At 63.8% G+C, this 25,865-nt stretch carries 22 protein-coding genes, 1 tRNA gene and 1 pseudogene; 15 read left to right on the top strand and 9 right to left on the bottom strand.

Annotation, left to right across the window (positions count from 1 at the left end; all coding sequences use genetic code 11):
- The first annotated feature begins 14 nt into the window (after positions 1-14).
- The 3 genes and pseudogenes from ACFVTG_RS17490 to ACFVTG_RS17480 all read left to right on the top strand — a co-directional run bounded on the left by ACFVTG_RS17490 (position 15) and on the right by ACFVTG_RS17480 (position 2,476).
- Positions 15-711 (top strand): annotated as a pseudogene (locus ACFVTG_RS17490) (lysophospholipid acyltransferase family protein).
- A 10-nt stretch (positions 712-721) separates the two neighbouring features.
- A complete protein-coding gene (der, locus tag ACFVTG_RS17485) occupies positions 722-2,272 on the top strand; it encodes a ribosome biogenesis GTPase Der (RefSeq protein WP_284751741.1) in 1,551 nt (516 codons plus the stop codon).
- Positions 2,273-2,399: 127 nt separating this feature from the next.
- Positions 2,400-2,476 (top strand) — tRNA-Pro (locus tag ACFVTG_RS17480).
- 381 nt (positions 2,477-2,857) lie between these two features.
- Here ACFVTG_RS17480 and ACFVTG_RS17475 read toward each other — a convergent pair.
- A complete protein-coding gene (locus ACFVTG_RS17475; RefSeq protein ID WP_390282165.1) occupies positions 2,858-3,112 on the bottom strand; it encodes a hypothetical protein in 255 nt (84 codons plus the stop codon).
- A gap of 159 nt (positions 3,113-3,271) precedes the next feature.
- Between ACFVTG_RS17475 and ACFVTG_RS17470 the strand changes: the two genes are divergently transcribed.
- Positions 3,272-3,667, top strand: a complete 396-nt coding sequence (locus tag ACFVTG_RS17470; protein ID WP_390282164.1) for a zinc ribbon domain-containing protein YjdM — start codon at positions 3,272-3,274, stop codon at positions 3,665-3,667.
- Positions 3,668-3,775: 108 nt separating this feature from the next.
- Here the strand turns inward: ACFVTG_RS17470 and ACFVTG_RS17465 are convergent, their stop codons facing one another.
- Positions 3,776-4,222: a MarR family winged helix-turn-helix transcriptional regulator gene (locus tag ACFVTG_RS17465; protein ID WP_390282163.1), complete on the bottom strand. Its 447-nt coding sequence runs from the start codon at positions 4,220-4,222 to the stop codon at positions 3,776-3,778.
- Between the two features lie 173 nt (positions 4,223-4,395).
- Here ACFVTG_RS17465 and ACFVTG_RS17460 point away from each other — a divergent pair, with 173 nt between their 5' ends.
- Entirely contained in the window at positions 4,396-5,619 is a 1,224-nt protein-coding gene (locus tag ACFVTG_RS17460; RefSeq protein ID WP_390282162.1) for an MFS transporter, read from the top strand.
- Between the two features lie 60 nt (positions 5,620-5,679).
- Here the strand turns inward: ACFVTG_RS17460 and ACFVTG_RS17455 are convergent, their stop codons facing one another.
- Complete coding sequence (locus ACFVTG_RS17455) at positions 5,680-6,570, bottom strand: DNA-formamidopyrimidine glycosylase family protein (protein ID WP_390282161.1); 891 nt, start codon at positions 6,568-6,570, stop codon at positions 5,680-5,682.
- 163 nt (positions 6,571-6,733) lie between these two features.
- On the opposite strand from ACFVTG_RS17455, the gene gcvH reads away from it, so the two are divergent.
- From gcvH to ACFVTG_RS17430, 5 genes are all read left to right on the top strand, one after another.
- Positions 6,734-7,120, top strand: coding sequence for a glycine cleavage system protein GcvH (gene gcvH, locus ACFVTG_RS17450; protein ID WP_390282160.1), 387 nt, complete (start codon positions 6,734-6,736; stop codon positions 7,118-7,120).
- A gap of 140 nt (positions 7,121-7,260) precedes the next feature.
- Positions 7,261-7,740 (top strand): FHA domain-containing protein, encoded by a 480-nt coding sequence (locus ACFVTG_RS17445; protein ID WP_234753790.1) that lies wholly within the window; start codon positions 7,261-7,263, stop codon positions 7,738-7,740.
- A 20-nt stretch (positions 7,741-7,760) separates the two neighbouring features.
- The gene (locus ACFVTG_RS17440; RefSeq protein ID WP_390282189.1) at positions 7,761-8,477 is read left to right on the top strand and encodes a MerR family transcriptional regulator; all 717 of its coding nucleotides are present in this window, start codon (positions 7,761-7,763) and stop codon (positions 8,475-8,477) included.
- Positions 8,477-8,980, top strand: coding sequence for a bifunctional nuclease family protein (locus ACFVTG_RS17435; RefSeq protein ID WP_059389161.1), 504 nt, complete (start codon positions 8,477-8,479; stop codon positions 8,978-8,980). Before ACFVTG_RS17440 ends, ACFVTG_RS17435 begins: the two co-directional genes overlap by 1 nt.
- Positions 8,981-9,222: 242 nt before the next feature.
- On the top strand, positions 9,223-9,816 hold the full coding sequence (locus tag ACFVTG_RS17430; RefSeq protein ID WP_284751747.1) for a MerR family transcriptional regulator: 594 nt from the start codon (positions 9,223-9,225) through the stop codon (positions 9,814-9,816).
- Positions 9,817-9,931: 115 nt separating this feature from the next.
- Here the strand turns inward: ACFVTG_RS17430 and ACFVTG_RS17425 are convergent, their stop codons facing one another.
- Positions 9,932-10,750, bottom strand: coding sequence for a ParA family protein (locus tag ACFVTG_RS17425; protein ID WP_284751748.1), 819 nt, complete (start codon positions 10,748-10,750; stop codon positions 9,932-9,934).
- 314 nt (positions 10,751-11,064) lie between these two features.
- Here ACFVTG_RS17425 and ACFVTG_RS17420 point away from each other — a divergent pair, with 314 nt between their 5' ends.
- Positions 11,065-14,460, top strand: coding sequence for a pyruvate carboxylase (locus ACFVTG_RS17420; protein ID WP_390282159.1), 3,396 nt, complete (start codon positions 11,065-11,067; stop codon positions 14,458-14,460).
- A 98-nt stretch (positions 14,461-14,558) separates the two neighbouring features.
- Here the strand turns inward: ACFVTG_RS17420 and ACFVTG_RS17415 are convergent, their stop codons facing one another.
- Positions 14,559-16,370 carry an AMP-dependent synthetase/ligase gene (locus ACFVTG_RS17415; RefSeq protein ID WP_390282158.1) on the bottom strand — a complete coding sequence of 604 codons (1,812 nt, stop codon included), beginning with the start codon at positions 16,368-16,370 and terminating at the stop codon, positions 14,559-14,561.
- Positions 16,371-16,577: 207 nt separating this feature from the next.
- On the opposite strand from ACFVTG_RS17415, the gene ACFVTG_RS17410 reads away from it, so the two are divergent.
- Complete coding sequence (locus tag ACFVTG_RS17410) at positions 16,578-17,693, top strand: ROK family glucokinase (RefSeq protein WP_284751751.1); 1,116 nt, start codon at positions 16,578-16,580, stop codon at positions 17,691-17,693.
- 42 nt (positions 17,694-17,735) lie between these two features.
- Here ACFVTG_RS17410 and ACFVTG_RS17405 read toward each other — a convergent pair whose 3' ends face one another.
- Positions 17,736-18,278: a hypothetical protein gene (locus tag ACFVTG_RS17405; RefSeq protein ID WP_390282157.1), complete on the bottom strand. Its 543-nt coding sequence runs from the start codon at positions 18,276-18,278 to the stop codon at positions 17,736-17,738.
- On the bottom strand, positions 18,271-19,086 hold the full coding sequence (locus tag ACFVTG_RS17400; RefSeq protein ID WP_390282156.1) for an alpha/beta hydrolase: 816 nt from the start codon (positions 19,084-19,086) through the stop codon (positions 18,271-18,273). The genes ACFVTG_RS17405 and ACFVTG_RS17400 overlap by 8 nt, the downstream gene beginning before the upstream one ends.
- A 155-nt stretch (positions 19,087-19,241) precedes the next feature.
- On the opposite strand from ACFVTG_RS17400, the gene ACFVTG_RS17395 reads away from it, so the two are divergent.
- Both ACFVTG_RS17395 and ACFVTG_RS17390 read left to right on the top strand, forming a co-directional pair.
- The gene (locus ACFVTG_RS17395) at positions 19,242-20,042 is read left to right on the top strand and encodes a lysophospholipid acyltransferase family protein (protein WP_390282155.1); all 801 of its coding nucleotides are present in this window, start codon (positions 19,242-19,244) and stop codon (positions 20,040-20,042) included.
- Between the two features lie 66 nt (positions 20,043-20,108).
- Positions 20,109-21,536, top strand: a complete 1,428-nt coding sequence (locus ACFVTG_RS17390; protein WP_390282154.1) for a class II 3-deoxy-7-phosphoheptulonate synthase — start codon at positions 20,109-20,111, stop codon at positions 21,534-21,536.
- 88 nt (positions 21,537-21,624) lie between these two features.
- Here ACFVTG_RS17390 and pknB read toward each other — a convergent pair whose 3' ends face one another.
- Positions 21,625-23,715, bottom strand: a complete 2,091-nt coding sequence (gene pknB / locus ACFVTG_RS17385; protein WP_390282153.1) for a Stk1 family PASTA domain-containing Ser/Thr kinase — start codon at positions 23,713-23,715, stop codon at positions 21,625-21,627.
- 73 nt (positions 23,716-23,788) lie between these two features.
- Positions 23,789-25,159, bottom strand: coding sequence for a LysM peptidoglycan-binding domain-containing protein (locus ACFVTG_RS17380; protein ID WP_390282152.1), 1,371 nt, complete (start codon positions 25,157-25,159; stop codon positions 23,789-23,791).
- Positions 25,160-25,383: 224 nt separating this feature from the next.
- Between ACFVTG_RS17380 and ACFVTG_RS17375 the strand changes: the two genes are divergently transcribed.
- The gene (locus ACFVTG_RS17375) at positions 25,384-25,737 is read left to right on the top strand and encodes an Rv2175c family DNA-binding protein (RefSeq protein WP_028266705.1); all 354 of its coding nucleotides are present in this window, start codon (positions 25,384-25,386) and stop codon (positions 25,735-25,737) included.
- Positions 25,738-25,865 lie beyond the last annotated feature (128 nt).

Here is a 25,865-nt window from a genome sequence, read left to right as displayed (position 1 = left end):
CACGCTGGACCATGATGTGGAGCAGGCCTGTTGGCTGGCTGTTGGACCACGTCCTGTACCGGACCGCGATAACGGGACGTTCCAATGTTCCCAAAGCTGGACCGGTCATTTTCGCGGGCAACCACATCAGCTTCCTGGACGGGCCGGTGATGTTCGGCGCGGCTCCACGACCCATGCACATCCTGGTCAAGAAGGAGATGTTCAAGGGTTTCCTGGGAAAGGTGCTTCGTGCCTCGGGGCAGATTTCCATCGACCGCTCCGGTGACCGCTCGGCCCTCCAGCTCGGAAAGCAAGTGCTCGACGCCGGCCGTTGCGTGGGGATTCTCCCCGAAGGAACGCGGGGGAGCGGCACCGCCGGCAGCATCAGCAACGGCGTCGCATGGCTCGCGCTGATGACCGGAGCCACAGTGATTCCCGTGGCCATCCTCGGAACGCGGATCGGAGACGAACACCGTGATTACATTCCGAGAGTGCGCCGCCAGCTGCAGGTCAGTTTCGGAGCCCCCTTGAATGTGACCCGCAGAAATGGCGAGTCGGGGCGTGTTTCAATGGACAGGGCGGCTGCGGAGATCCGCGCTGCGCTGGCTGGACACGTCCAGGATGCCGTCAAGACCACCGGTCAGTCCCTTCCGGGGGACTAAATGAACCGGCCCACAGCCAATGCAGCACCGCCAAGAAGAAGTAGCCGGGACGCCGGCAGATCACCACTAAGGAAAGTGCAATGAGCGATACGACTCACAAATCTGGCAACATCGGAGCCGGCGACGACGAATACACGCCCACCGGCACCGACCAGGTGGCTGAAAAACTCGCCGCCCTGGACGACGATGAAGCCGAACTCCGCGCAGCCTCCCTCCGGGCGGGCCTGGCAGACTACGACCTCGACGAGGACGACGCCGCCCTGCTGAGCGGACTCTACGACGACGAAGGCGAAGACGGCCCCCTCAAGCTTGACCCGGTCCTGGCCATCATTGGCCGCCCCAACGTCGGCAAGTCCACGCTGGTGAACCGCATCCTCGGCCGCCGCGAGGCCGTCGTCGAGGACACCCCGGGCGTTACCCGTGACCGCGTCATGTACTCGGCTCACTGGAACGGCCGCAACTTCACGCTGGTGGACACCGGTGGCTGGGAACACGACGCGAGGGGCATCCACGCCCGCGTCGCCGAGCAGGCCGAGATGGCCGTGGAACTGGCCGACGCAGTACTTTTCGTGGTGGACTCCGCCGTTGGCGCCACTGCTACGGACGAAGGCGTCATGAAGATGCTGCGCAAGTCCAAGAAGCCGGTCATCATGGTGGCCAATAAGGTTGACGACTTTGCGCAGGAGGCCGACTCGGCAACGCTTTGGGGCCTTGGCTTCGGCGAGCCGTACCCGGTGTCCGCCCTCCATGGCCGCGGCGTTGCCGACCTCCTGGACCACGTCATGGACACCCTGCCCGAGTTCTCCACGGTAGAAGGCGTCGAGCGCTCAGGCGGTCCCCGCCGTATTGCCCTTATCGGCCGTCCGAACGTCGGCAAGTCCTCCTTGCTGAACAAGCTGGCCGGCTCCGAGCGCGTCGTTGTCGATACCCTCGCCGGAACCACCCGCGACCCCGTGGACGAATTCATCGAACTCGGCGGCCGCACGTGGCGCTTCGTGGACACCGCAGGCATCCGCCGCCGCCAGCACATGGCGCAGGGCGCGGACTTCTACGCTTCCCTCCGTACGCAGGCCGCGCTCGAAAAGGCGGAGGTCGCCGTCGTGCTCCTCGCCGTTGACGAGGTGCTCAGCGAACAGGACGTCCGCATCCTGCAGCTCGCCATCGAGTCGGGTCGCGCGCTGGTCCTCGCGTTCAACAAGTGGGACCTGCTCGACGACGAACGTCGCCGCTACCTTGAGCGTGAAATCGAGCAGGACCTGGCACACGTTGAATGGGCCCCGCGCGTCAACATCTCCGCCAAGACCGGCTGGCACAAGGACCGTCTGGTGCCCGCGCTGGACCTCGCCTTGGAGAGCTGGGACAAGCGCATCCCCACGGGACGCCTCAACGCGTTCCTGGGCGAGCTCGTGGCCGCCCACCCGCACCCGGTCCGCGGCGGCAAGCAGCCCCGCATCCTCTTCGGCACCCAGGCATCCAGCCGTCCGCCGAAGTTCGTGCTCTTCACCACGGGCTTCCTCGATCCCGGATACCGCCGGTTCATCACTCGCCGGCTGCGCGAAACCTTTGGCTTCGACGGCACGCCGATCGAGGTCAACATGCGCGTCCGTGAAAAGCGCGGCAAGAAGCGCTAATTGAGACGCGCATCACACACGACACCCGCCAAGGTGGCATTGAGAACCTCGAACATCGTGTAAGCTTTTTGAGGTGGTTCGGCCGGACTGCTTAGGTGAAAATCTAGGCGGAGAACGGCAGGACTGACGGGCTGTAGCGCAGCTTGGTAGCGCACTTGACTGGGGGTCAAGGGGTCGCAGGTTCAAATCCTGTCAGCCCGACCAGAAGGCCGTGGGAACTCTAGGGTTCCCACGGCTTTTGCGTTTAAGCGTTCATGTTGCAGTGAGTGCGGTGGACTCTGCTCATCCGAAGGGCTCGTCAGCGCCGGGATGTCGGATTCTGCTCAATCACTCGAATGGATAAACTTCGGACCCGCGAAATCACAAGGTGGGCAACTTCGGCGAAGAGAGCGATCCGGCAGAATCCGACGAAGTTCCCGAGATTCTCGCCCGACCTGAACACGCCGTCCCGACCTTCTTTGACGGGCCAAGGCGTTGAAACGACGTGACTCGCGGTGTCGCAAGCGCTTTCCCAAACCAAAGAAGGTCAGGATGGCGCATGCACGCCTTCTTTTCGAAAGCGTCGGTTCCAAAAAGCCGGCAGCCTTAGCCGCGCCCTGCCATGCGCCGGATACCTACGAAAAGGATCAGCGTCAGGTAGATCCAGATAGAAGAGAAGACGCTCAGCCCGGTCTGTTGGCTTGCCGTCAAATGCAAGGGTTCGGCGAGAATTGTCGACATTGCACGCGCCGCCAGCCCAGGTAGGGCGCAGACTGTCATCAGGGCGAAGAGCCTCGGCGAGCGAAGATATATGCCCACGAGCAACCATCCCAGGGCGAGGCCCCATAGCGGCAATTGCACGGCTCATGCACCACCTTTCGGATTCTTGGACAGCAGCAATCTATGGCCGACATGTGGCGTCTCAGTGGTCAAACCTAAGAATTAAGTGGTCGACAGTACCGATCTACGTGTTCAATTCCGCGAGATCTCGGGGTTCTTGTCAGGCGTCTAAGTGTGCCCATGTCTCCGTCTACGTGTTGGACCACCCCCGACTATCATTGGACGGTGAGTGAAACCCTGCCCCCTTGCCCTGAATGCGCCAGCGAATACACCTACGAGATGGGTGCCTTGCTGGTCTGCCCCGAGTGCGCCCATGAATGGTCGCCGGCCGCGTCTGTTGAGGCAGAAGACGAGTCCACGGAGATTAAGGACGCCGTGGGCAATGTGCTCGCGGACGGGGACACGGTCACTGTAATCAAGGACCTCAAGGTCAAGGGGAGCGCCACGGCCATCAAGGTCGGAACCAAGGTCCGCAACATCCGCCTCGTGAACGGCGTGGGGGACCACGACATCGACTGCAAAGTGGACTGCTTCGGCCCGATGCAGCTCAAGTCCAGCGTGGTCAAGAAGGTCTGACGCGCCCCCAAAGGCAACCCCCAGTCCCAAAGACAACAAAACCCCGCCGTTCCACTGGAGGAGCGGCGGGGTTCGTCGTTTTGCGACTCACCGCACGCGAAACAAACCTCAGGCCCCCTGCAGCGCCCCCAACGCCTTCACCAGCGGCTCGAGCTCCGGCACCGATTCAGCGGCCGCCAGCGATTCCGCGAGGGTTTCGTCGTGGACCGGACGAGCCGCCAGCAACAGCTTCTGGCCGGCCTCGGTAAGCTCCGTGTAGATGCCGCGTCGGTCGTCAGCGCACAGGATCCTGGTCAGCAGTGCGCGGTCTTCAAGCCGGTTCACCAAGCGCGTCGTCGCGCTGCTGGACAGTGCTGTTGCCCTCGCGAGCTGCTGCATCCGCATGTGCCAACCGTCCTGGCGGCTCAATGCGTCAAGCACCGTGTACTCAACCACTGAAAGATCCGCGGCGGACTGCAGCGCTTTCTCCAGTGCTGCCTCGATATGGCCGTGCAGAGCGGCGAGAGTCCGCCACCCCTGCGCGCGCACCTCAACGGCGTCGTCCTTGATGCCCATGTCTCCCGAAACTCCTGCCGATTGATGAAGAATCCAGACGCACGCAAAGTAGTTGCTTGCGCAATTACATGGCGTGTGCAACTATGTATGCAGCGTCTGCAACTAATATTCTACGGTTCTCGGCGGCGCACTTCCAGTCTCACGGGAATCCATCCCCACAAAGGAGCAACAACATGCCTGCAGGGTTGATCGCCCTTGCCCTCGGCGGATTCGGCATTGGCCTGACCGAGTTCGTCATCATGGGCCTCTTGCCCGAGATTGCCACCGACTTCGGAGTCAGCGAAGCGGCCGCCGGCTGGTTCATCACCGGCTATGCGCTGGGCGTCGTTGTCGGCGCCCTCCTTGTGACGGCGGCCGTGACCCGCCTGCCCCGCAAGCCTGTGCTCATCGGGCTCCTCGTCCTCTTCATCGCCGGCAACTTCCTCTCCGCCATCGCGGACAGCTACCCGGCCATGCTGATAGGGCGCATTGTCGCCGCACTCTGCCACGGAGCTTTCTTCGGTATCGGCTCAGTGGTCGCAGCCGGCCTGGTCCCGGCCCACAAGAAGGCGGGAGCCATTGCCATCATGTTCACGGGGCTCACCGCCGCCAACGTGCTGGGTGTTCCCTTCGGAACGTTCCTCGGCCAGAACTTCGGCTGGCGGTCCACGTTCTGGGCTATCACCATCATCGGCGTTGTCGCGCTCATCGGCATCGCCCTCATGGTCCCGCGCACCAAGGAAGGGGCCGCGACCAGTAGCCTCCGCAGCGAGCTTGGTGCTTTCAAATCCAGCCAGGTGTGGCTGTCCATCATCGTCACGATTCTCGGCTTCGGCGGCATGTTCGGTGCCTTCACCTACATTGCCTTCACCCTGACCGAGGTCTCCGGATTCGATCCCCACGCCGTTCCCTGGCTCCTCGTCCTGTTTGGTGCCGGGTTGTTCGTCGGCAATATCGCCGGGGGCAAAGCGGCCGACAAATCCATCGACAAAACACTCATGGTCATCCTCGCGGGCCTGACGCTGGTGCTCGTGTTCTTCGCGCTCACCGCCGCGAGCCCGGTGGCCACCCTGTTCTCGCTGGCACTCATGGGCGGCTTCGGCTTCGCTACCGTGCCGGGCCTGCAGATGCGCGTCATGCACTTTGCCACCACCGCGCCCACCCTCGCCTCCGGCGCGAATATCGGCGCCTTCAACCTGGGCAACGCCCTCGGCGCCTGGCTGGGCGGCGTCACCATCACCATGGGCCTGGGCTACACCTCGCCGATCTGGGCCGGTGCCGCCATCACCGTAGCGGCCTTTGTCGTCATGATCGCCGCCGCGACAGCGGCCCGGCGTGGGGGAGCGGCGCAGTCCGCTTCCGCGCCGCAAGCAGCCCCCGACGTCGTACGCGAACCGGAAGCGTCACCGGTCGCCTAGGCGAACCGCAAGGAAGCCCGCCACCTGTTTTTCAAGGGCTGTGGCGGGCTTCCCCGGGGTTCAGGAGGCTTCGCTGCTGCCGCGTTTGGCCAGGATCTCGCCGTTGGTCTGGCACGTGGGACAGTACTGCAGGGAAGTCCCCACGAAGGCAACCTCCCGTACGATGTCCCCGCAAACCGGACACGGTTCTCCGGTCCTGCCGTGCACGCGCATCGAGGCTTTCTTGGCGGGCTTCAGTTCGTCGGGCAGCTTGCCTGCGAATTCCCGGGCCGCTCCCGCGAGTATGTCCTTCATCGTGGTGAAGAGGCGGTCCACCTCCTCCGGCTCCAGCGACGAAGCGTGGGCAACCGGAGACAACTTCGCTGCGTGGAGGATTTCGTCACTGTAGGCGTTCCCGATACCTGCGATGAGTTTCTGGTTCTTCAGGACCCCCTTGACCTGCTGCCTCTTCGTGAGAAGCCTGCTGAACTGCTCCAATCCGAAGGCCGGATCGAGGGGATCCGGGCCGAGCTCGGCAATGCCATGGACTTCCTCGGGCTGACGAACGATGAAGAGGGCCAAGCCCTTCCAGGTGCCCGTGTCGGCAAGGGTGACGTCGTAATCGTGGCCATTGTTCGAAAAGTCCAATTGCGCGGCGAAGTAGCCGACTGTCGCGGTCGCTTCAGTTTCCGGTTGGTTGTCGGCGAACCACAGCCAGCCGGACTTCGCGAAACTGACCACCAAGTAGATGGGCTCCGCATCGGCGCTCTGGGATACGGCAACCATCTCGAAAACGAGGAACTTCCCCCGTCGGCCGACGGATTCGACGGTCCGCCCGACCAGCAATTCATGGGGAACATCCGCCAGTTTCAGGGCGAACGCCGATGGCAGATGCAACTGCGTGAGGCGTGCCCCGGACAGGTGCTCGTCCAGAAAGTCGGTCAAGGCGGTGATTTCGGGCAGTTCCGGCATGATCGCGCTCCTCCGACGGCGTTGCAGGACTATGCGGCTCAAGTCTGCTTCCAATCATTCCAGACACCTGTGGGGAGGGGGCATGGATGTGCTTATACTTTCAGCGGTGGCCGGATGACCGGGCCGCCGTCGTGGTCCGAAATGTCCCGATGAAAGGCGACTCATGAGCAACATTCCTGCCGATCTTTCCTACACCGCCGAACATGAATGGGTCAGTGCCCCGAATGCAGACGGCGTCGTGCGCGTCGGCATCACGGACTTCGCCCAGGATGCACTCGGCGATGTCGTGTACGCCCAGCTGCCCGAGCCCGGCACCGCCGTGAAGGGCAACGACGTCGTGGGTGAAGTCGAATCCACGAAGAGCGTGAGCGACATATACGCCCCGGTCAGCGGCGAAATTGTTTCCCGCAACGAGGCTCTCGACACCGACTCTGCCCTGATCAACTCGGATCCCTACGGTGACGGCTGGCTGTTCGAAGTAAAGCTTTCGGAAGCTGACGCCATCGAGACCCTTCTCAGTGCATCAGAGTACGAACAACAGGTAGGCTAAATGGTATCTGGCCCGCCAAGTCGGTTCTCCCCGGAACAGGGGAGCGACGGCGGCGGGCCAGCGACCTGTTTGGCCCGGGGGAACCGGGCAGTTGCGTAACCGGTAGTTTTGTCAACTGCCGGCGGATGAGGAGGATTTCCATGGTTGGCGGCAAGCGGAACCACGCCCGGGACGAGCACGGTGCTGTAGAACAGCCAACCTCGGAGACCACCTCAATCCAGCTCACGCCTGTGCGCCACCACGAGCCGGATGCCCGGCCGCCGCTGGCGGCCGAGGAGCGCGCCGCGGTGCAGGCATTGCCTCCTGGCTCGGCCTTGCTGATTGCCCACACCGGCCCGAATGCGGGAGCGCGGTTCCTCCTGGATTCTGACACCACAACGGCTGGTCGCCACCCGGATGCGGACATCTTCCTGGATGACGTGACGGTTTCGCGCAAGCACGTGGAATTCGTGCGCACCCCCGAGGGCTTCGAAGTGGTGGACACCGGAAGCCTCAATGGCACTTACGTCAACCAAGACCGGGTGGACAACGTCCTGCTCAAGAACGGCAGCGAGGTCCAGATCGGTAAGTTCCGCCTCACCTACTACCTGAGCCCTGCCCGCGCAGCAGGCCAAGACTGATTCCGGGTACGCCTGTGGCACTGCCCCAGCCGGAACGGCGAGGACCGCAGGTCCTCAACATCGGAGAGGTCCTCGCTCAACTCAGCGACGACTTTCCCACCATGACGGCGTCCAAGATCCGTTTTCTCGAGGAAAAGGGATTGATCAATCCGAAGCGCACGCCCGCCGGCTATCGGCAATACGCCGAAAGCGACGTGGAGCGTCTGCGTTTCGTCCTGGCGCTCCAGCGTGACCAGTACCTGCCCCTCAAGGTCATCAAGGATTACCTGGACGCGATCGATCGTGGCGAGCGTCCCGAAAACCTCCCGCCGGGGGTGTCGGTTTCCCCCCGGATTGTCTCGGACGAGCTTGCGGCCGAGCTGCAGGGCCGCGCACGCGCCTTGAGCGAGGAACAGCTGCGAACGGAATCCGGGGCGAGCGTCCCGCTCTTGCAGTCCCTCCTTAGTTTTGGGCTCATCAGCCATGTCAACGGCAAATTCGACGAACATGCCCTGCAAGTGGCGCGCGCGTGCGTGCAGCTCGAAAGCCACGGACTTGAGCCGAGGCACCTCCGTCCGTTCCAAGCGGCAGCCGAGCGCGAATTCGGCTTGGTGGAGCGGGTCGTCGCGCCTTTGACGTCCCGCAAGGACGTGGCATCGCAATCCAGGGCCGCGGAAGCCGCCCGGGAAATCAGTGAACTCTGCCTCAGCCTGCATCGAGCCTTGGTGCAGGACCGTATCTCCCGTATGGACGCATGATGATTGAGGTCGAGATCGTTGGAGTGCGGATTGAACTGCCTTCAAACCAGCCTTTGGTCCTCCTGCGTGAGATGCACGGGGAACGCCACGTTCCGATCTGGATCGGCACACCCGAAGCCAGCGCCATCGCCCTGGCCCAGCAAGGCGTGGTGCCGCCCCGGCCGATGACCCACGATTTGATGATCGACGTCGTTGAAGCACTCGGCCACACGATCATCAGCGTGAACATCGTCGCGGTCGAGGACAACATCTTCTACGGTCAGCTCCAGTTCGACGACGGCACTGTGGTGAGTTCCCGCGCTTCCGATGCGCTGGCGCTTGCGTTGCGGGCAAAATGCCGCATCTGGTGTGCAGACGCCGTGATGGAAGAAGCCGGCGTCCGGATCACTGAACACGACGAAGGCGAAGACACCGAGCCGGGTCCCGAAGTTGACGAGGAACGGGAACTTCGCCGCTTCCGGGAATTCCTGGACGATGTAGAGCCAGAGGATTTCGAAGGCTGAAGGCAGCCTAAGGTTAAAGTTGAGGGTGAAAGATTCGACACGATCTGAAAATGGTCCGGACGTCTTTGACCTGAGGCCCCGGCACGCCTAACGTCGAAGATATCAAGTTCCCGTTGCGTACAGGACCCGCGCAGGTCACACTGAAAGGTGCGGACGCGCTGAAATTACACGAGTGCATTTCCCCCTTTCGTGTTGCCCCCGTATGCACCATCCCCAAGGGAACTTCTGACAAGGAGGGTCACGTGAGTCCCAAAGGCGAAGCAGGCGAGCTAAAGCAGGCCTCGACAGGCATTGCTGTACCCGCAAGCGGTGCCCAGGGTCTGCTTTTCACCGAGGACCTTCCGGTCCTGGACGAAGATGCCGGCTACCGTGGTCCAACCGCGTGCAAGGCGGCAGGGATTACCTACCGCCAGTTGGACTACTGGGCACGTACAGGACTTGTTGAACCCGCCGTGCGGGGCGCAGCCGGTTCCGGATCGCAGCGGCTTTATGGCTTCCGCGACATCCTGGTTCTCAAAGTCGTCAAGCGCCTCCTGGACACAGGTGTGTCCCTCCAGCAGATCCGCACGGCCGTTGAGCATTTGCGTGAACGCGGAGTGGAAGACCTAGCGCAAATCACGCTCATGAGCGATGGCGCGAGTGTCTATGAATGTACTTCCGCGGACGAAGTCATTGATCTGGTACAGGGTGGCCAGGGCGTATTCGGCATCGCAGTCGGACGCGTTTGGCGCGAAGTCGAGGGCAGCCTTGCTGCGCTCCCGAGCGAGCACGCTGTAGAACAGTCCTTTCCCGACGACGAACTCAGTAAGCGCCGCTCCGCGCGCCGCACCGGCTGAACCGCCGTCGGGATCGCCGCGAGCTGCCGCTGAAGACCGATGAAGCCGCCTTCCAACCGGAAGGCGGCTTCATTGCGATTCTCGAAGGGGTACCTTGCGCCCCGCAGATTCCCCGTCAGCGCTTGCGGCGCTCCCGCGTGCCGTTGTGGGAGGAGAACATATTCTCCAGGAGCGTGTCAAACAGCTTGGCAGTGTTCTTGGCAGAGTCGCCAGGCCAGTGGTGTACAGCGTGGGCGGCCCCCTGGATTTGCTGCCAATTAGCCTGCTCCGGAATATGCGGTGCCAGCAAGAGCTCGCCGAACATCGACTCCATCTCAGCGAGCCGGAACGTGTGCTCGGACGAGGCGGGCCGGACCCGGTTGGCAACAATGCCCGCAGGAGCCAGTTGGGGAGCGAACTCCTGGCGGAAAAGTTGGATGGCGCGCATGGTGCGTTCCGTGCCGGCTACCGAGAAGAGCCCTGGTTCGGCGACGAGGACCACGCGGTCACTCGCGCTCCAGGCCATACGGGTGAGGCCGTTGAGGGAAGGTGGACAGTCTACGAGTACCAGCTCGTACTTTTCGGCCGTGGCAAGGACCGCGGTCAGGCGGCGGAGATCGCGGCGCCCAAGATCCGGCCGATCATAGATTCCGGTGTAGGCGGATCCGACGGCGACATCAAGGGCCGTCCCTCCACCATTGCCGCGGGGGTGGTCAACCCAGCCGCTGCTGACCACGTTGTCCAAGAGCCTCGCCTTGCGGGGGTTCTTCAGCATGCGGCCAATGTCGAGCTGGTCGCCGGCCTGGACGCCGAGGGCCGTGGTGGCGTCGGCGTGGGGATCCAGGTCCACAACAAGGGTAGGGATGCCTGCGGCCAGTGCGGCCGAGGCCAGCCCAGTGGTTACGGATGTCTTGCCCACGCCGCCTTTGAGGCTGCTGATGCTGACTACTTGCACTTGAAAACCCAAAACCTAACGCCGGTTGCCGTGTCGCGGTGCTTATATTCCGGCCTTGCCGGAACCGGGGCTCTGCCGCTGCCCTTCAACATCATATGTTGAGTGGCCGCCGATTCCTGCCTTATCGGCCCGGAGCGGCTTTGACGGACTATTACTTCGCTGGCTTATTAGCACGTGAAGCTGCATCGTGCGCGAAGGTACACTGCTCGTGACGAATTCCCGTGTGACTGTCACCACAAAGATTTGTGTTTGGGTATGGAGGTCTTACACACTGTGACCACCGACCGTTACACCCGCAATGATGCAGGAGAAGCATGTTTTCCAAGATTCTGGTGGCTAATCGCGGCGAAATCGCGATCAGGGCCTTCCGCGCTGGCTACGAACTCGGCGCCAAGACCGTAGCGGTCTTCCCGTATGAGGATCGCAATTCGATCCACCGGCAGAAGGCTGATGAGGCTTATCTGATCGGCCAGGAGGGTCATCCGGTCCGCGCGTACCTTGACGTGGACGAGATCGTCCGTGTCGCCAAGGAAGCGGGTGCAGACGCAATCTACCCGGGCTACGGATTCCTGTCCGAAAACCCGGACCTCGCACGGGCAGCGCAAGACGCAGGCATCACTTTTGTGGGCCCGCCGGCGGAGGTGCTGGAACTCGCCGGCAACAAGGTTGCCGCACTCGAGGCCGCCCGCAAGGCCGGCGTGCCGGTCCTGAAGTCCAGCGCCCCGTCCCGCGACGTCGACGAGCTCATCGCCGCGGCCGACGAGATCGGATTCCCGATCTTCGCCAAGGCCGTCGCCGGTGGCGGTGGCCGTGGCATGCGCCGGGTGGAGACCCGCGAGGACCTCCCGGAAGCACTCCAGTCGGCCATGCGCGAGGCGGACGCTGCCTTCGGCGATCCCACCATGTTCCTGGAGCAGGCAGTGCTGCGTCCCCGTCACATCGAGGTCCAGATCCTGGCCGATGCAGAGGGTAACGTCATGCACCTCTTCGAGCGCGACTGCTCCCTGCAGCGCCGCCACCAGAAAGTGGTGGAAATCGCTCCGGCCCCCAACCTTGACGAATCCATCCGCCAGGCCCTTTACCGGGATGCCGTGGCTTTCGCGAAGGCCCTGAACTACGTCAACGCCGGAACGGTCGAGTTCCTGGTGGACACCGAGGGCGAACGCGCCGGCCAGCACGTCTTCATCGAGATGAACCCACGCATCCAGGTTGAGCACACGGTCACCGAGGAAATCACGGACGTGGACCTCGTCCAGGCGCAGATGCGCATCGCTTCGGGCGAGACCCTCGCAGACCTCGGCTTGAGCCAGGAGTCGGTATTTATCAAAGGTGCCGCGCTGCAGTGCCGCATCACCACGGAAGATCCCGCTAACGGCTTCCGGCCCGACGTCGGAAGGATCACCGGCTACCGTTCCGCGGGTGGCGCCGGTGTCCGTCTCGACGGCGGCACCGTCTACTCGGGTGCCGAGATCAGCCCCCACTTCGACTCCATGCTGGTCAAGCTGACCTGCCGCGGACGCGACTACCCGGCTGCAGTGGCCCGCGCCCGGCGCGGTCTGGCTGAGTTCCGGATCCGTGGTGTGTCCACCAACATCCCCTTCCTCCAGGCAGTCCTTGCCGATCCCGACTTCATTGCCGGCAACGTGGCGACCGACTTCATCGACAAGCGCCCGGAACTGCTGAAGTCCCACGTCTCCGCGGACCGCGGCACCAAACTCCTGACCTGGTTGGCCGATGTGACGGTCAACAAGCCCAACGGCGAACTCAAGGTCCACTCGGACCCCGCAGCCAAGCTCCCGGCGGTTGCAGGGACCGTAGCACCGGCCGGCTCGCGCCAGAAGCTGCAGGAGTTGGGACCTGAGGGCTTTGCGAAGGCGCTGCGCGAGCAGCAGGCCGTGGCCGTCACGGACACCACCTTCCGCGATGCCCACCAGTCGCTGCTTGCCACCCGCGTCCGTACACGCGACCTCGTCGCGGCCGGCCCTGCGGTCTCCGCGCTGCTGCCCGAGCTGCTGTCGGTCGAAGCCTGGGGCGGTGCAACCTACGACGTCGCCCTGCGCTTCCTCGGCGAGGATCCTTGGGACCGTCTGGCCGCCCTGCGCAAGGCGCTGCCCAATGTCTGCCTGCAGATGCTGCTCCGTGGCCGTAACACGGTTGGGTACACGCCCTACCCGGAGGAAGTCACCGAGGCATTCGTCAACGAGGCCGCGGCAACGGGCATCGACATCTTCCGCATCTTCGACGCCCTCAACGACGTCAACCAGATGGCCCCGGCCATCCGCGCGGTTCGGGCCACCGGCACTGCGGTAGCCGAGGTGGCACTCTGTTACACCGGCGATCTCCTCGACCCGAACGAGAACCTGTACACCCTCGACTACTACCTCGACCTCGCCCAGAAGATCGTCGACGCCGGTGCGCACATCCTCGCCATCAAGGACATGGCCGGCCTGCTTCGCCCCGCCGCCGCAGCCAAGCTTGTCAGCGCCTTGCGTGAACGTTTCGACCTACCGGTACACCTGCACACCCACGACACCGCAGGTGGCCAGCTGGCAACCCTGCTGGCAGCCGTGGAAGCCGGCGTGGACGCGGTCGACGTCGCGTCAGCGTCCCTGGCTGGCACGACGAGCCAGCCGTCGGCGTCGGCCCTTGTGGCGGCCTTGGCACACACCCCGCGCGACACCGGGCTCAGCCTGGCCAGCGTCAGCTCCCTGGAGCCCTACTGGGAAGCTGTCCGCCGGGTCTACGCGCCGTTCGAGTCCGGGCTTCCCGGTCCCACAGGCCGGGTCTACCAGCACGAAATCCCGGGTGGCCAGTTGTCCAACCTGCGCCAGCAAGCCATCGCGCTGGGCCTGGGCGAGCGTTTCGAAGCCATTGAGGACATGTACACCGCCGCGGACCGTATCTTGGGACGCTTGGTCAAGGTGACGCCGTCCTCCAAGGTGGTGGGCGATCTCGCGCTGCACCTCGTGGGAATCCACGCAGATCCCGCGGACTTCAACGAGAACCCGCAGAACTACGACATCCCGGACTCCGTCATCGGCTTCCTGTCGGGTGAACTGGGAGATCCTCCTGGAGGATGGCCGGAGCCGTTCCGCACCAAGGCGCTCCAGGGCCGCAGCATCAAGGTCCGCGACGTCGAACTCAGTGCCGAGGACAGCGCGGCGCTCAAGGGCGATTCCAAGTCGCGCCAGAGGACGCTGAACCGGCTGCTGTTCGCAGGTCCCACCAAGGACTACCTCAAGAGCGTGGACACTTACGGCAATCTGTCCGTGCTTGACACCCGCGACTACCTCTACGGTCTCCAGCTCGGTGCCGAACACGTCATGGAGCTCGAAAAGGGCGTGCGCCTCATCGCCTCCTTGGAAGCAGTTTCGGAGCCTGACGAAAAGGGCATGCGCACCGTCATGTGCAAGCTCAACGGCCAGTCCCGTCCCGTGGTGGTTCGCGACAAGTCGGTCGTCAGCAACGTGAAGGCTGCGGAGAAAGCAGATGCGTCCCAGCCCGGCCAGGTCGCGGCGCCGTTCGCCGGCGCTGTGACCTTGACCGTCAAAGCAGGCGACGCCGTCAAGGCGGGTGACACTGTCGCGACCATTGAGGCGATGAAGATGGAGGCATCCATCACGACGCCGGTGGCCGGCACGGTCTCGCGCCTCGCCATCAACAACGTGGAGCAGGTCCAGGGCGGCGATCTGTTGATCGTGGTCGAGTAGCGGCCCGCTCCTCCGCGGAGCACGCAAGAAGGAAGGTCCCGGGCTCAAAAGCCCGGGACCTTCCTGTTGTTTTGACTGATGTGTCGGGACGCGGTGTGTCAGGACGCCTTGGGTGCCGAGTACATTTCCTCGATCACGGCGTCGAAGTCCTTCATAACCTGGGCGCGCTTGACCTTCAACGACGGCGTGAGGTGCCCGGAAGCCTCGGTGAAGTCGGACGGCACAATCCGGAATGACTTGATCGCCTCCGCATGCGAGACGGACTGGTTCGCGTGGCTGATCAGTTCCTGGACGGCTGCCCGGACGAGGGCGTTGTCCGCGGCGGCCGTCGTCGTAGTGGACGCGGGAAGGCCGTGACGCTCCAGCCAGCCCGGCAGGGCTTCCTCGTCGAGGGTGACCAGCGCGCCGATAAAGGGCCGGTTGTCGCCGATGACAAGGACCTGCGACACCAAGGCGTCTGCGCGGATCTGGTCTTCCAAAAGGGCCGGTACGACGTTCTTACCGCTGGCCGTGACGATGATTTCCTTCTTGCGCCCCGTGATCTTCAGGAAACCCTGCTCATCCAGTTCGCCGATGTCGCCCGTGCGGAACCACCCGTCCACGAAGGTTTCCGCGGCGAGGTCATCCCGCTTGAAGTAGCCCTTCATGACGCACACGCCTTTGGCGAGGATTTCGCCGTCGTCGGCGATCTTGACCGCATTGCCGGGAAGCGGGGCTCCCACCGTGCCGATCTTGATCAGGGACGGGGTGTTGACTGAAATGGGTGCCGTGGTCTCTGTCAGGCCGTAACCTTCCAGGATCTGCAAGCCGATACCGTGGAAGAAATGGCCCAGCCGTTCGCCGAGCGGGCCGCCGCCGGAGACGGCGTGGCTGACGTGGCCACCCATCGCAGCGCGAAGCTTCCCGTACACCAAACGGTCGAAGACTGCGTGCTTGAGCCTCAGCACCAAGCCGACGGATCCGGATTGCTGCGCCCTGGAGTAGGCGATCGCCGTGTCCACTGCCTTGTGGAAAATAGCCCCCTTGCCGCCGTCCTCGGCCTTGGTGAGGGCCGAGTTGAACACCTTCTCGAAGACACGGGGAACAGCAAGTATGAAGGACGGCTGGAAGCTCTGCAGGTCCGCCAACAGGTTCTTGATATCCGGAGTGTGTGCCACCTGGGCACCGGTGGCGACGGCCAGGACCGAGATGAAACGGGCAAAGACGTGGGCCAGTGGGAGGAACATGATGGTCTTGGCGTTCTCGTTGACGACGTCGCCGAGGGAAGCCAAGGCGTTCTCCGAGAGCTCAACGAAGTTGCCGTGCGTGAGTTCGCAACCCTTGGGGCGGCCCGTGGTGCCGGAGGTGTAGATGATCGTTGCGACGTCGGCAAGCACGGCGCTGCTGCGGCGGGCCTCGAGTTCCTCGTCGCTGACACCGCTGCCGGAGCTGCGAAGGGCATCAAGGCCGCCGCCTTCAAGCTGCCAGACATGGGCGACAGAGCCGAGGCCTTCAGCCGTGACGGCCTGGCGGATGACGTCCTCGTGGTGTGCGGACTCGGCGAATGCGGCAACAGCGCCGGAGTCGCCGAGGTTCCAGGCCACTTGCGACGGCGACGATGTTTCATAGATCGGCACGGAAATACCGCCTGCGAACCAAACGGCGAAGTCCACGAGGGACCATTCGTAACGGGTCCTTGACATGATGCCCACGCGGTCGCCCACACTGACGCCGTTGGCGACCAGGCCTTTGGCCAGGGCCGACACGTCCTTGAGGAAGTCCGTTGCCCGGATGTCCTGCCATTGGCCGGCGCTGTTGAGCTTGGCAAACAGTGCCGGATTGGATGGCTTGGCGGCCTGACGAACCACGAGGTCCGTAATGTTGGTTTCGGGGGCAACATTCACCAGGGGCGGAACACTGAATTCACGCACGATAGCTCCTTCGATATCAACAGACCATTGCGGGGCTGCTCTAACTCTATACGGCCAAGTAATGGGTGTGGCGCAATTCACCTTACTCAAGTTACTGATGAGTAACTTTACGTGAAGCGGGGGATTCCTCCAATGCGGGCGTGCGGACACTCCGTCCACACAGTGTCCATGTCAGTACATATGCGGCACTCGGAATAGGATGGCGACATGCCCCTGAATTCATCCAACGACCAGTCTCCGGCAAGAGTTCGGAAGATTTCCTGGTCCGGTTCAACTGCAACCGGCCGGCGCCCCGGCTCCACGCACGGAGGCCCGCGTTGGGAATCGGTGCCATGGGCCGCGCGCCGTTCCCATCTTGGCCGCAGGGGGCTGGCGATCGGGATCGACATCGGCGGCACGAAGGTGGCAGCGGGAGTCGTGGATCCCTCGGGCCACGTAGTCGAGGAAGCGCGGCGCTCCACGCCCGGCAACGACGCCCGCGCGGTAGAGCAGGTGATCGTCGAGCTTGTCCAGGAGCTGGGCAAAAGCCACCGGATTGGCTCCGTGGGGATCGGCGCCGCCGGTTGGATGGATCTCGACGGCGGCACGGTGCTGTTCAGCCCGCATCTCGCCTGGCGCAACGAGCCGCTGCGCGAAAACCTGCAGAGCCTGCTGAGGCGCCCGGTCCTTGTCACCAACGACGCCGATGCTGCTGCCTGGGCTGAATGGCGCTTCGGCGCCGGTCTTGGGGAGAGCCGCCTCGTCTGCATCACGCTCGGCACCGGCATCGGTGGTGCCATGGTCATGGACGGACGGGTGGAACGTGGGCGGTTCGGCGTGGCAGGGGAGTTCGGCCACCAGATCGTGGTTCCCGGCGGACATCGCTGCGAATGCGGCAACCGCGGCTGCTGGGAGCAATATGCCTCAGGTAACGCGCTCGGCAGGGAAGCCCGGGAGCTTGCCCTCCGGAATTCACCGGTCGCCTACGAATTGCTCAAGGCTGCCGGTGGCTTGGCCGAGAACATCACGGGCGTTACCGTGACCGAGCGGGCAAAAGCCGGGGACTCCGCTTCGAGGGAGCTCTTGGAAGAAGTGGGGCACTGGCTCGGGCTTGGCCTGGCGAACCTGGCGGCCGCGCTCGACCCGGGAACGTTTGTCATCGGCGGCGGGCTGTGCGACGCCGGTGAGCTTCTTGTCGGCCCTGCGCGGACAGCATTCACCCGGAACCTCACCGGCCGCGGTTTCCGCCCCGCGGCCGCCATCAAGCTTGCCGCGCTGGGACCGCGGGCGGGGATGATCGGCGCTGCCGACCTGTCCCGGGTCAGCGGCAGGGCGCGCGGCTAGTGCGGGCTCGGCCGCGAGGGGATGCGCAGTGCGGCAGCCCGCTTAGACGCGGGCGCCGTCGTCGTTCTCGTCTTTCTCCTGCGGCAGCTTCATGATGAGGTACACGACCGATGCCAGGAAGGTCGCGAGGATGCCCATCACGGCGAGGAGCGGTGCCGAGCGCCAGAACATGGCGGTGAACAGCAGGGCAAGCGGGCCGCCCACGGCTCCGAGCCAGGCGAGCATGGTCAGGGGTTCGGTGCCGGCCAGGCTCGGCGGGTCCTCAGGGACGAAGCCGTTCTCATCCTCGACGTCGTAGTCGCGTGGACCGGGCTCCGCGCTGCTCGCGGGTTCTTCGGCAGCGGCCCTTTTGGACAAGCCAAGAGGATCGAAGTCTTGGAAGGAACGGGACGACGATCGGCCGGGAACGTCGTCCGGACCCGTACCCGCATCTGTTCCGGAATCGCTGGTGGGCTCCTCCGCCGTCGGCGCTTCGTCCAGGGCCGAGGAAGGCATCGACTCGAGCCGGGCCACCAAATCGAGCCAGACGGCGTCGTCGTCCTTGTTTGCGCTCTGGTCGGGGGAGTCAGGCCCTGGCCTATTCATGGGGTGAATCCCGGAGCTCGATGCCGGACTGGCCGGCAGGGGCGGAACTGCTTGTCAGTCCTGCCATCGTTTTCCTGATGAATTCGGCCGAGCCCCGGAATATCTCCAGGGCATCGTTGTCCAGCGTGGCCACGTGGTAGCTGTTCTGCAAGGTGCTGAACTCCATCGAAGCTGTGACGCGCTCCTTCAACTGCTTGATGCTGCGATCCGAAACGACGTGGTCCACGGAGGAACGGAAGACGCGTACGGGAGCGGAAATCCGGGGGAGCAGGGTGATGGTGTCCTTGTACATCTTCTTCAACTCATGGGCAGCGGCGACCGGAGTCCTGGGGTATGCCCCCTCGTCCATGCCCGGCTTGAGGATGTCGTTGGCAATGGCCGGGGTGGATTTCATGACGTGCTTCAGGATGCCGACCATGGCGGCGCGGGGATCATCGATCACCAGTCCCGGATTGACGACGACGGTACCGGCGACGGGCCGCGTAGCCGCGATCCGGAGGGCCAGTGTCCCTCCCATCGACAGGCCGGCGGCGAAGACGAAGTCGCACTCGGCCTGGAGCTCGAGATACGCGGCATCCACCGTATGGTGCCACTCCTGCCAGTGCCGCGTGGCCATGTCCTGCCACGTGGTCCCATGGCCCGGAAGGAGGGGGAGTCGGACGGCGTAGCCTTCGGCCGCCAGGTACTCGGCCCAGGGGCGCATGCTGTGCGGACTGCCCGTGAAGCCGTGGCTCATCACGACACCGATGCTGGGTCCACTACCGGTGAAGTCGCTGGCGTATGGCGAGGGATCGGGGAGAGTGTTCATGATGACTCCGAGGCTACTCTGTTGGCGGCACTGCTTTCCGTGATGAGTCCATCGTGTCACTGTTCGGGACATTTCTCACTGGAGTAGGGTGGCTTCTGAATGCGGGCCGGGACCGTCCGGACGCCTTGCAGACGCCGCCCCGGAGAGGAACCAACGTGTTCTATTGGGTCATGAAGCGGATCTTTTTGGGTCCGCTTCTCAAATTGCTGTTCCGCCCCTGGGTCAAGGGCCTCGACAATGTCCCCCACGATGGCGCCGCGATTCTCGCTTCCAATCATTTGTCCTTTTCAGACTCGATCTTCATGCCGGTGATGGTGCCCCGGCGCGTCAGTTTCCTCGCCAAGTCCGAGTACTTCACGGGTACCGGGCTCAAAGGCAGGCTTACGGCCACGTTCTTCAGGCTCACCAACCAGTTGCCGATGGACCGTTCGGGCGGGGCCGCGTCCGAGTTGTCCTTGCAGGCCGGCAGGGACGTCCTGGCCGGCGGCGGCCTCCTGGGCATCTACCCGGAGGGCACCCGCAGTCCCGATGCCAGGCTCTACCGGGGCAAAGTGGGGGTCGCCAAACTTGCGCTCCAAACCCGCGTGCCCGTTGTTCCCGTCGCGATGATCGGCACCGAAAAAGTCCAACCGATCGGCAAGCGTTTGCCCAACATCCGCCGGATCGGGATCATTTTCGGGCAGCCGTTGGACTTCAGCCGGTACTACGGCCAAGAGGAAGACCATTCCGTTCAACGCGCCGTGACCGACGAAATCATGTACGAACTCATGCGGCTCTCCGGGCAGGAATACGTTGACGAATACGCCGCCGTCGTCAAGCAACGGCTGGCCGGGCAGCTTCCGGAGCCGGCTAGCGGAAGCGAAGCGAATCCAGCAGGCGCCGATGAAGAAGGCAGACGCCTCCCCGGCAACGGTTCAGGGCAGGACGGCGACGGCACAGTAGCCGGGAAAGTGTGACGGACGGCGGATAAGGGTTACGGAAGCCGTGCCCCGAACAGCGCTCGAGGCAACTAGTCTTGGAGAGTGACTGAGCTATCCGCGAACCCCGCACCGTCCGTGACCGGCCCCCTGACCAGTTCCCTGGGCAGCCCGCTGACCAGCACCGCGCAAAGTGGCGCGGCAAACTATCCCGGCTTGGACGATTGGCGCCAGCTGCCTATCTCGCAGCAACCTACTTGGACCGACAGGGGTGTCTTCGACGCCTCCGTCAAGGAACTCTCCGTACTTCCCCCGCTGGTCTTCGCGGGCGAAGTCGACATCTTGCGCGAGCGTTTGGCCGCTGCAGCCCAGGGCAAGGCATTCCTGCTTCAGGGTGGCGACTGCGCCGAGACGTTCGAAGACGCCACGGCCGACAAGATCAGTGCCCGGGTCCGCACCATCCTGCAGATGGCCGTTGTCCTCACCTATGGTGCGGCCATGCCCGTCATCAAGATGGGCCGCATGGCCGGCCAGTTCGCCAAGCCCCGGTCCTCGAACGAGGAAACCCGCGACGGCGTGACCTTGCCTGCGTACCGCGGCGACATCGTCAACGGCTACGATTTCACCCCGGAGTCCCGCGCCCACGACGCCAGCCGCATGCTGAAGGCCTACCACACCTCGGCTTCCACGCTGAACCTCATCCGCGCCTTCACGCAGGGCGGCTTCGCCGATCTTCGCCTGGTGCACCTCTGGAACAAGGGCTTCACCGAAAACCCCGCCCATGCCCGCTACGAGTCCTTGGCGAGGGACATCGACCGCGCCATCAAGTTCATGGCATCCTGCGGCGCCGATTTCGAAGCCCTCAAGCGCGTGGAGTTCTTCGCGAGCCACGAGGCATTGCTGCTGGACTACGAGCGCGCCCTGACGCGCATCGACTCCCGCACGGGACTTCCCTACGACACTTCCGGGCACTTCCTCTGGATCGGTGAACGCACCCGTGAGCTCGACCATGCGCATGTGGACTTCCTGTCCCGCGTCCGCAATCCGATCGGCGTCAAGCTTGGTCCCGGCACCTCCGGAGACGACGCGCTGCGGCTCATTGACAAGCTGGACCCGAACCGCGAGCCCGGCCGCCTCACCTTCATCACCCGGATGGGTTCGAAGAACATCCGCGAGAAGCTGCCCGCCGTCGTCGAGAAGGTCACGGCCTCCGGCGCACAGGTCCTCTGGGTCACGGACCCCATGCACGGGAACACTGTCACCTCACCCAACGGGTACAAGACCCGCAACTTCGACGACGTCGTGGACGAAGTCCGCGGGTTCTTCGAAGTCCACCACGCCTTGGGCACGGTACCCGGTGGCCTGCACATGGAGATGACCGGCGACGACGTAGCGGAATGCCTCGGCGGCGCCGATCCCATTGACCAGGACGCCTTCCTGGACCGCTACGAGTCCGTGTGCGATCCCCGCCTGAACCACATGCAATCCCTCGAGATGGCATTCCTGGTGGCTGGAGCCCTCACCAAGCGGTAACCCCCACCAAGGGCAGTCCAGCAGCAAGCTGGCATACAGGAAAGGCGATCCGGGATGTTCCGGATCGCCTTTCCTGTATGGGCACGTCCTACACGACGGTCAGTGTGACGACGGAGCCCTCCGGCGCATCGCTGTCCACGGGGTTCTGGTCCCGGACAGTGCCGAAGAAGCCACCCAGGATGTTGTTGATCTTGACCTCGAATCCGAGCGACTCCAAGGCTTTGCGTGCGGCATCGGCCTGCTTGCCGATGAAGTTCGGGACGTGCACCATCTTCGGCCCCTTGGACAGGGTCAAGGTGACGGAGTCGCCGCGGACCAGGGTGCCGTTGGCAGGAGTCTGGCTGACAACGGCTCCCGCGGGGACCTTCTTGTCGTTGACGGGTTCCGGCGCAATTTTGGCGGTCAATCCGGCATCGCTGATCGCTTTGACGGCGGCTTGCTGGGTCATGCCCCGGACATCCGGTACGGGGAGGGGCTGCGGTCCCTTGGAAACCACCAATGCCACCGGAGTGCCGTGACGGACTGCGGTGTCCTGGGCCGGGGACTGGGAGATGACCGTGCCCGAAGGCACTTTGTCGTCATACTGTTCGGTGACTTTGCCGAGGGCCATCCCGGCCACGCCAAGGGCATTTTTTGCCTGGTCGAGTGTCAGGCCGGTCATCGCGGCAAGCGGAAACAACTGCGGACCCTTCGAGACGAAGAGCGACACCGCTTGGAACTTCCGGACTACCTGGCCGGATGCGGGCTCTGTTCCAACTGCCAACCCCGCCGTGACTTCGTCGTCGTACACGTCTTTCGGCTCGGATTGGAATCCTGCGGTTCTCAACAGTTGCTGTGCCTCCGCAACCGTCTTGTTCTTGGTGTCCGGTATGGTTCCGGGCGAGCCGGGTCCCATGCCGAAGAACCAGCCCGCCGCTGTGGCCAGGATCGCCAGCACAATGACCACAATGGTCCAGATCACTGCCCGACGGCGTGGATTGCCTTCCCGCAAAGAGCGCGACGGCGTAGCTGCCGCCCGGGCGCGGTCCTTTTCTTCCTGGCGCTCCATGCGCTTGATGTCACGCTTGCTGGGCGGGGCTTCCGCCGGATCCAGGGGTTCCCGGTCCGGTGGCACCTGGATGTCGAAAGCCGCGGCGCCGGCGGAGAATCCCGCCGGTGGAAGCACCGTGGTTGGATTGCGCTGGTTCGAGATGATCTCCGTCGGGCGTCCGATGCGCTCCAGGGGCTCCGTGCGTTCAGCAGGGAAAGGGGCGACTACCGCGGTGGCCCCGGCCGCTTCTTGTTGCCCTTCCGGCCCTGCAGCCTTGGCGGCGGGCGGGTCGATGTCCAGTTGAGCGTCGCTCAAGGTTGTGCGGATATGCCGAAGTTCCGACAAAAGTGCAGAACCGTCCACAGGACGCTCTTCGGGTTCCTTCGCGGTGCACCACTGGACGAGTTCGTCCACGTCCGCGGCAAGTCCGGGCACAGCGAGCGACGGCGGAGCGACGGCCGCGTTGACGTGCTGGTAGGCGACCTGGATGGGAACCTCGCCCGCATAGGGTTGCCCGCCGGTCAGCATCTCGTAAAGCATGATGCCGGTCGAATAGATGTCGCTCCGGGCGTCGGCGGGCTTCCCGAGGACCAGTTCGGGAGCCAAATATGCGACCGTGCCGATCAGGGCGCCGGTGCTGGTTGTCGCAGTGACCGCCCGGGCCAGGCCGAAATCGCCCACCTTGATGCGGCCGTCGTCGGCGATCAGGACGTTCTCCGGTTTTACGTCGCGGTGAATCAGCCCTGCCGCATGGGCGGCTGCGAGCCCTTCGATGACGGGGTCGATCAGTGCAAAGGCCAGCCGGGGCGGAAGCGCGGCCTTCTCGTTGAGGACGTCGCGCAGAGTGTGGCCCTTGATGTACTCCATGACGATGTACGCAATGTGGCCGTCTTGTCCCTGGTCGAGGACTCCAACGACATGCGGGTGGGAAAGGCTGGCCGCGGCCCGGGCCTCACGCTGCAAGCGGTCGAGGAAATTTTGGTCATTGGCCAAGTGCGGATGCAGCACTTTGAGCGCCACGTCGCGGTCGAGCCGCTCGTCGGTGGCGAGATAGACGGTTGACATTCCGCCGCCTGCAAGGCGCGATCGCACCAGGTAGCGCCCGTCCACGAGGGATCCAAGGAGATGGTCCGAAACTTGTTCCTGCACCCTACGATCCTAGTTGAGCAAAAACTCGGGCCCGAATCGCCATGCGATCCGGGCCCGTGTTGAGCGGCTTGATTTAGCTGAAGCTCTTCTTCAGGGCCAAGATCGAGGCGACGTAGGCCTTCGTGTCGTCGTACATGCCGTGCTTGCTCACCGAGTACTGGCCCTGGTAGTAGCCTGCGATGGCCGTGTTCAAGTCTTTGCTGGTGTTGACGAGGGCCCGGATGATGGCGACGCCGGCGGTCACATTGTCATACGGGTCCAGGATGTTGAGCTTGCGTCCCACCAGTTGGGAAGCCCATTCTCCCGAGGACGGAATCACCTGCATCGTGCCGATGGCGTTGGCCGGAGAGACTGCACGCTGGTTGAAACCGGATTCCTGGTAGGCGAATGCCAGGGCCAATGACGGGTCCACGCCCATCCGACGAGCGGTATCGGCCACGATCCCCTTCATCTGGGCGACGCTGGGAACGGGGGAAGCATTGAGCAGGGCCTTGTTCGCGTTGGCGGAACTGACTACCGCATCCGGGTAGGTGTAGCCGAGGAATGTGCTCGGAACCAGGGGAGTGCTCACGGGAGCCGGAGCCGGGGCTGCAGGAGCGCCCGGGATGGCGAGCTTCTGCCCCGGGTAGATGATGGTGCTCATGGACAGCTTGTTGGCCGACAACAGCGATGAGAGGGAGACGCCAACGCGCGACGCGATGCCGCCCAAAGTGTCACCCGACTTGATGGTGTACGAGCCGGTGCCGGCAAGTGCTGGTGCCGCCGGCGCAGGGGCCGCTGGTGCCGGTGCTGAAGGGGCCGGTGCGTTCGTTCCCGGGCCGACCTTGATTTTCTGTCCCGGATAGATGATGGACCGGCCGTTAAGGCCGTTCCAGCTGAAGACGTCGGACAGCGCCACACCGTGGCGGGCGGCAATGCCGCTCAGAGTATCCCCGGGGACGACTGTGTAGCTGGAAGCCGACGACGGCGCCGGGGTGGTTGCCGGGCTTGCTGCGGGTGCCGGCGCGGGTGCAGGCGCACTTGGGGCGCTTGCAGAACCGGTCAACTTGATCTGCTGTCCCGGGTAGATGATGGTGTTGCCCGAGAGCCCGTTGAGCTTCAGTACGGTGTTGGTGTTCAGCCCGTAGCGGGCCGCGATGCCGCTGATGGTATCGCCCCGGACGATGGTGTAGGTGGCCGGGACCGCAGGTGCCATAGGCTGCAGGGCAGCCGGAATGGTCGCGGCAACCGCGGACGCGGGAATGACGTTTGCAGACACGGCCGAGGCCTGGGCCCGCATGGCAGCGGCAAGTGATGCAGGGATCTTCTGGGTCTGTACTGCTGGAAGCGCGGTTGCCGGTTGGGCGAGCGCCAATGAAGAGAGCATGACGGCGGGCAGAGCCGCTGTGGTGGCCGCAATTACGGGCATGCTCGTTGTCTTCTTGGGCGAGCGGGGCGTCGTCATGGGAGCAATCCTCATCTCAGCAGCGGACGTCGGGAATGCCGCTGTTGCCAGTGTTACTAAAGTGAGTAGTGATGCAAATGTGATCAATGTGAATCTCTCACATTTTTCGATTCCGCACAAGAAATCCCGGCGCATTCGATTCCCGGGCAATTCGGGGACACAAATTCCGCCCCTACCGTCCGTCTGGCTAGGCGCAAAGCGCGCGGGCGTGGCAATCTTGATCCGTGAGTAATGTAGAAAGCCTCGTTTCCGATTGGCTGCCGCTGCCCGATGTGGCAGAGCTGCTGAACGTTTCAATCACCAAGGTCCACGGTCTTCTGGATGAGCGTGCAGTGGTGGCTGTGAGAGTGGGCGAACGCAACATCCGTTCGATTCCTGCCCTCTTTATCCAGGACGGTCATGTGGTGGATAGCCTGAAGGGCACCATTGCAGTGCTCGGCGATGCCGGGTACACGGATGAGGAGCTCATTGCGTGGCTTTTCACTCCGGATGAGTCACTGCGTGGCCGCCCAGTCGACGCGCTGCGTGAAGGGCGCAAGACTGAAATCCGACGCAGGGCTCAATCGCTTGCCTGGTGAGGGACTCCTGCCTTAAATACAGTGGTGGGGGGGGGGGGGGGGGGGGCGCGCGCCGGCTTTTTTTTGGTGGTGTTGCGACAGGGGGGTAAACGGTGTAAAAATGTAAAACAGAGATTAGGGGAAGGTGG

The sequence above is a fragment of the Arthrobacter sp. NPDC058127 genome (assembly GCF_042884555.1).
In the GTDB taxonomy this organism is placed as follows: domain Bacteria; phylum Actinomycetota; class Actinomycetes; order Actinomycetales; family Micrococcaceae; genus Arthrobacter.
This window is presented reverse-complemented; position numbering and strand designations above follow the sequence as displayed.

Coding starts and splice junctions, on each gene's coding strand:
- der (WP_284751741.1), top strand. CDS start 722: ATGAGCGATACGACTCACAAATCTGGCAACATCGGAGCCGGCGACGAC.
- ACFVTG_RS17470 (WP_390282164.1), top strand. CDS start 3,272: ATGTCTCCGTCTACGTGTTGGACCACCCCCGACTATCATTGGACGGTG.
- ACFVTG_RS17465 (WP_390282163.1), bottom strand. CDS start 4,222: ATGGGCATCAAGGACGACGCCGTTGAGGTGCGCGCGCAGGGGTGGCGG.
- ACFVTG_RS17460 (WP_390282162.1), top strand. CDS start 4,396: ATGCCTGCAGGGTTGATCGCCCTTGCCCTCGGCGGATTCGGCATTGGC.
- ACFVTG_RS17455 (WP_390282161.1), bottom strand. CDS start 6,570: ATGCCGGAACTGCCCGAAATCACCGCCTTGACCGACTTTCTGGACGAG.
- gcvH (WP_390282160.1), top strand. CDS start 6,734: ATGAGCAACATTCCTGCCGATCTTTCCTACACCGCCGAACATGAATGG.
- ACFVTG_RS17445 (WP_234753790.1), top strand. CDS start 7,261: ATGGTTGGCGGCAAGCGGAACCACGCCCGGGACGAGCACGGTGCTGTA.
- ACFVTG_RS17435 (WP_059389161.1), top strand. CDS start 8,477: ATGATTGAGGTCGAGATCGTTGGAGTGCGGATTGAACTGCCTTCAAAC.
- ACFVTG_RS17420 (WP_390282159.1), top strand. CDS start 11,065: ATGTTTTCCAAGATTCTGGTGGCTAATCGCGGCGAAATCGCGATCAGG.
- ACFVTG_RS17410 (WP_284751751.1), top strand. CDS start 16,578: ATGCCCCTGAATTCATCCAACGACCAGTCTCCGGCAAGAGTTCGGAAG.
- ACFVTG_RS17405 (WP_390282157.1), bottom strand. CDS start 18,278: ATGAATAGGCCAGGGCCTGACTCCCCCGACCAGAGCGCAAACAAGGAC.
- ACFVTG_RS17400 (WP_390282156.1), bottom strand. CDS start 19,086: ATGAACACTCTCCCCGATCCCTCGCCATACGCCAGCGACTTCACCGGT.
- ACFVTG_RS17380 (WP_390282152.1), bottom strand. CDS start 25,159: ATGACGACGCCCCGCTCGCCCAAGAAGACAACGAGCATGCCCGTAATT.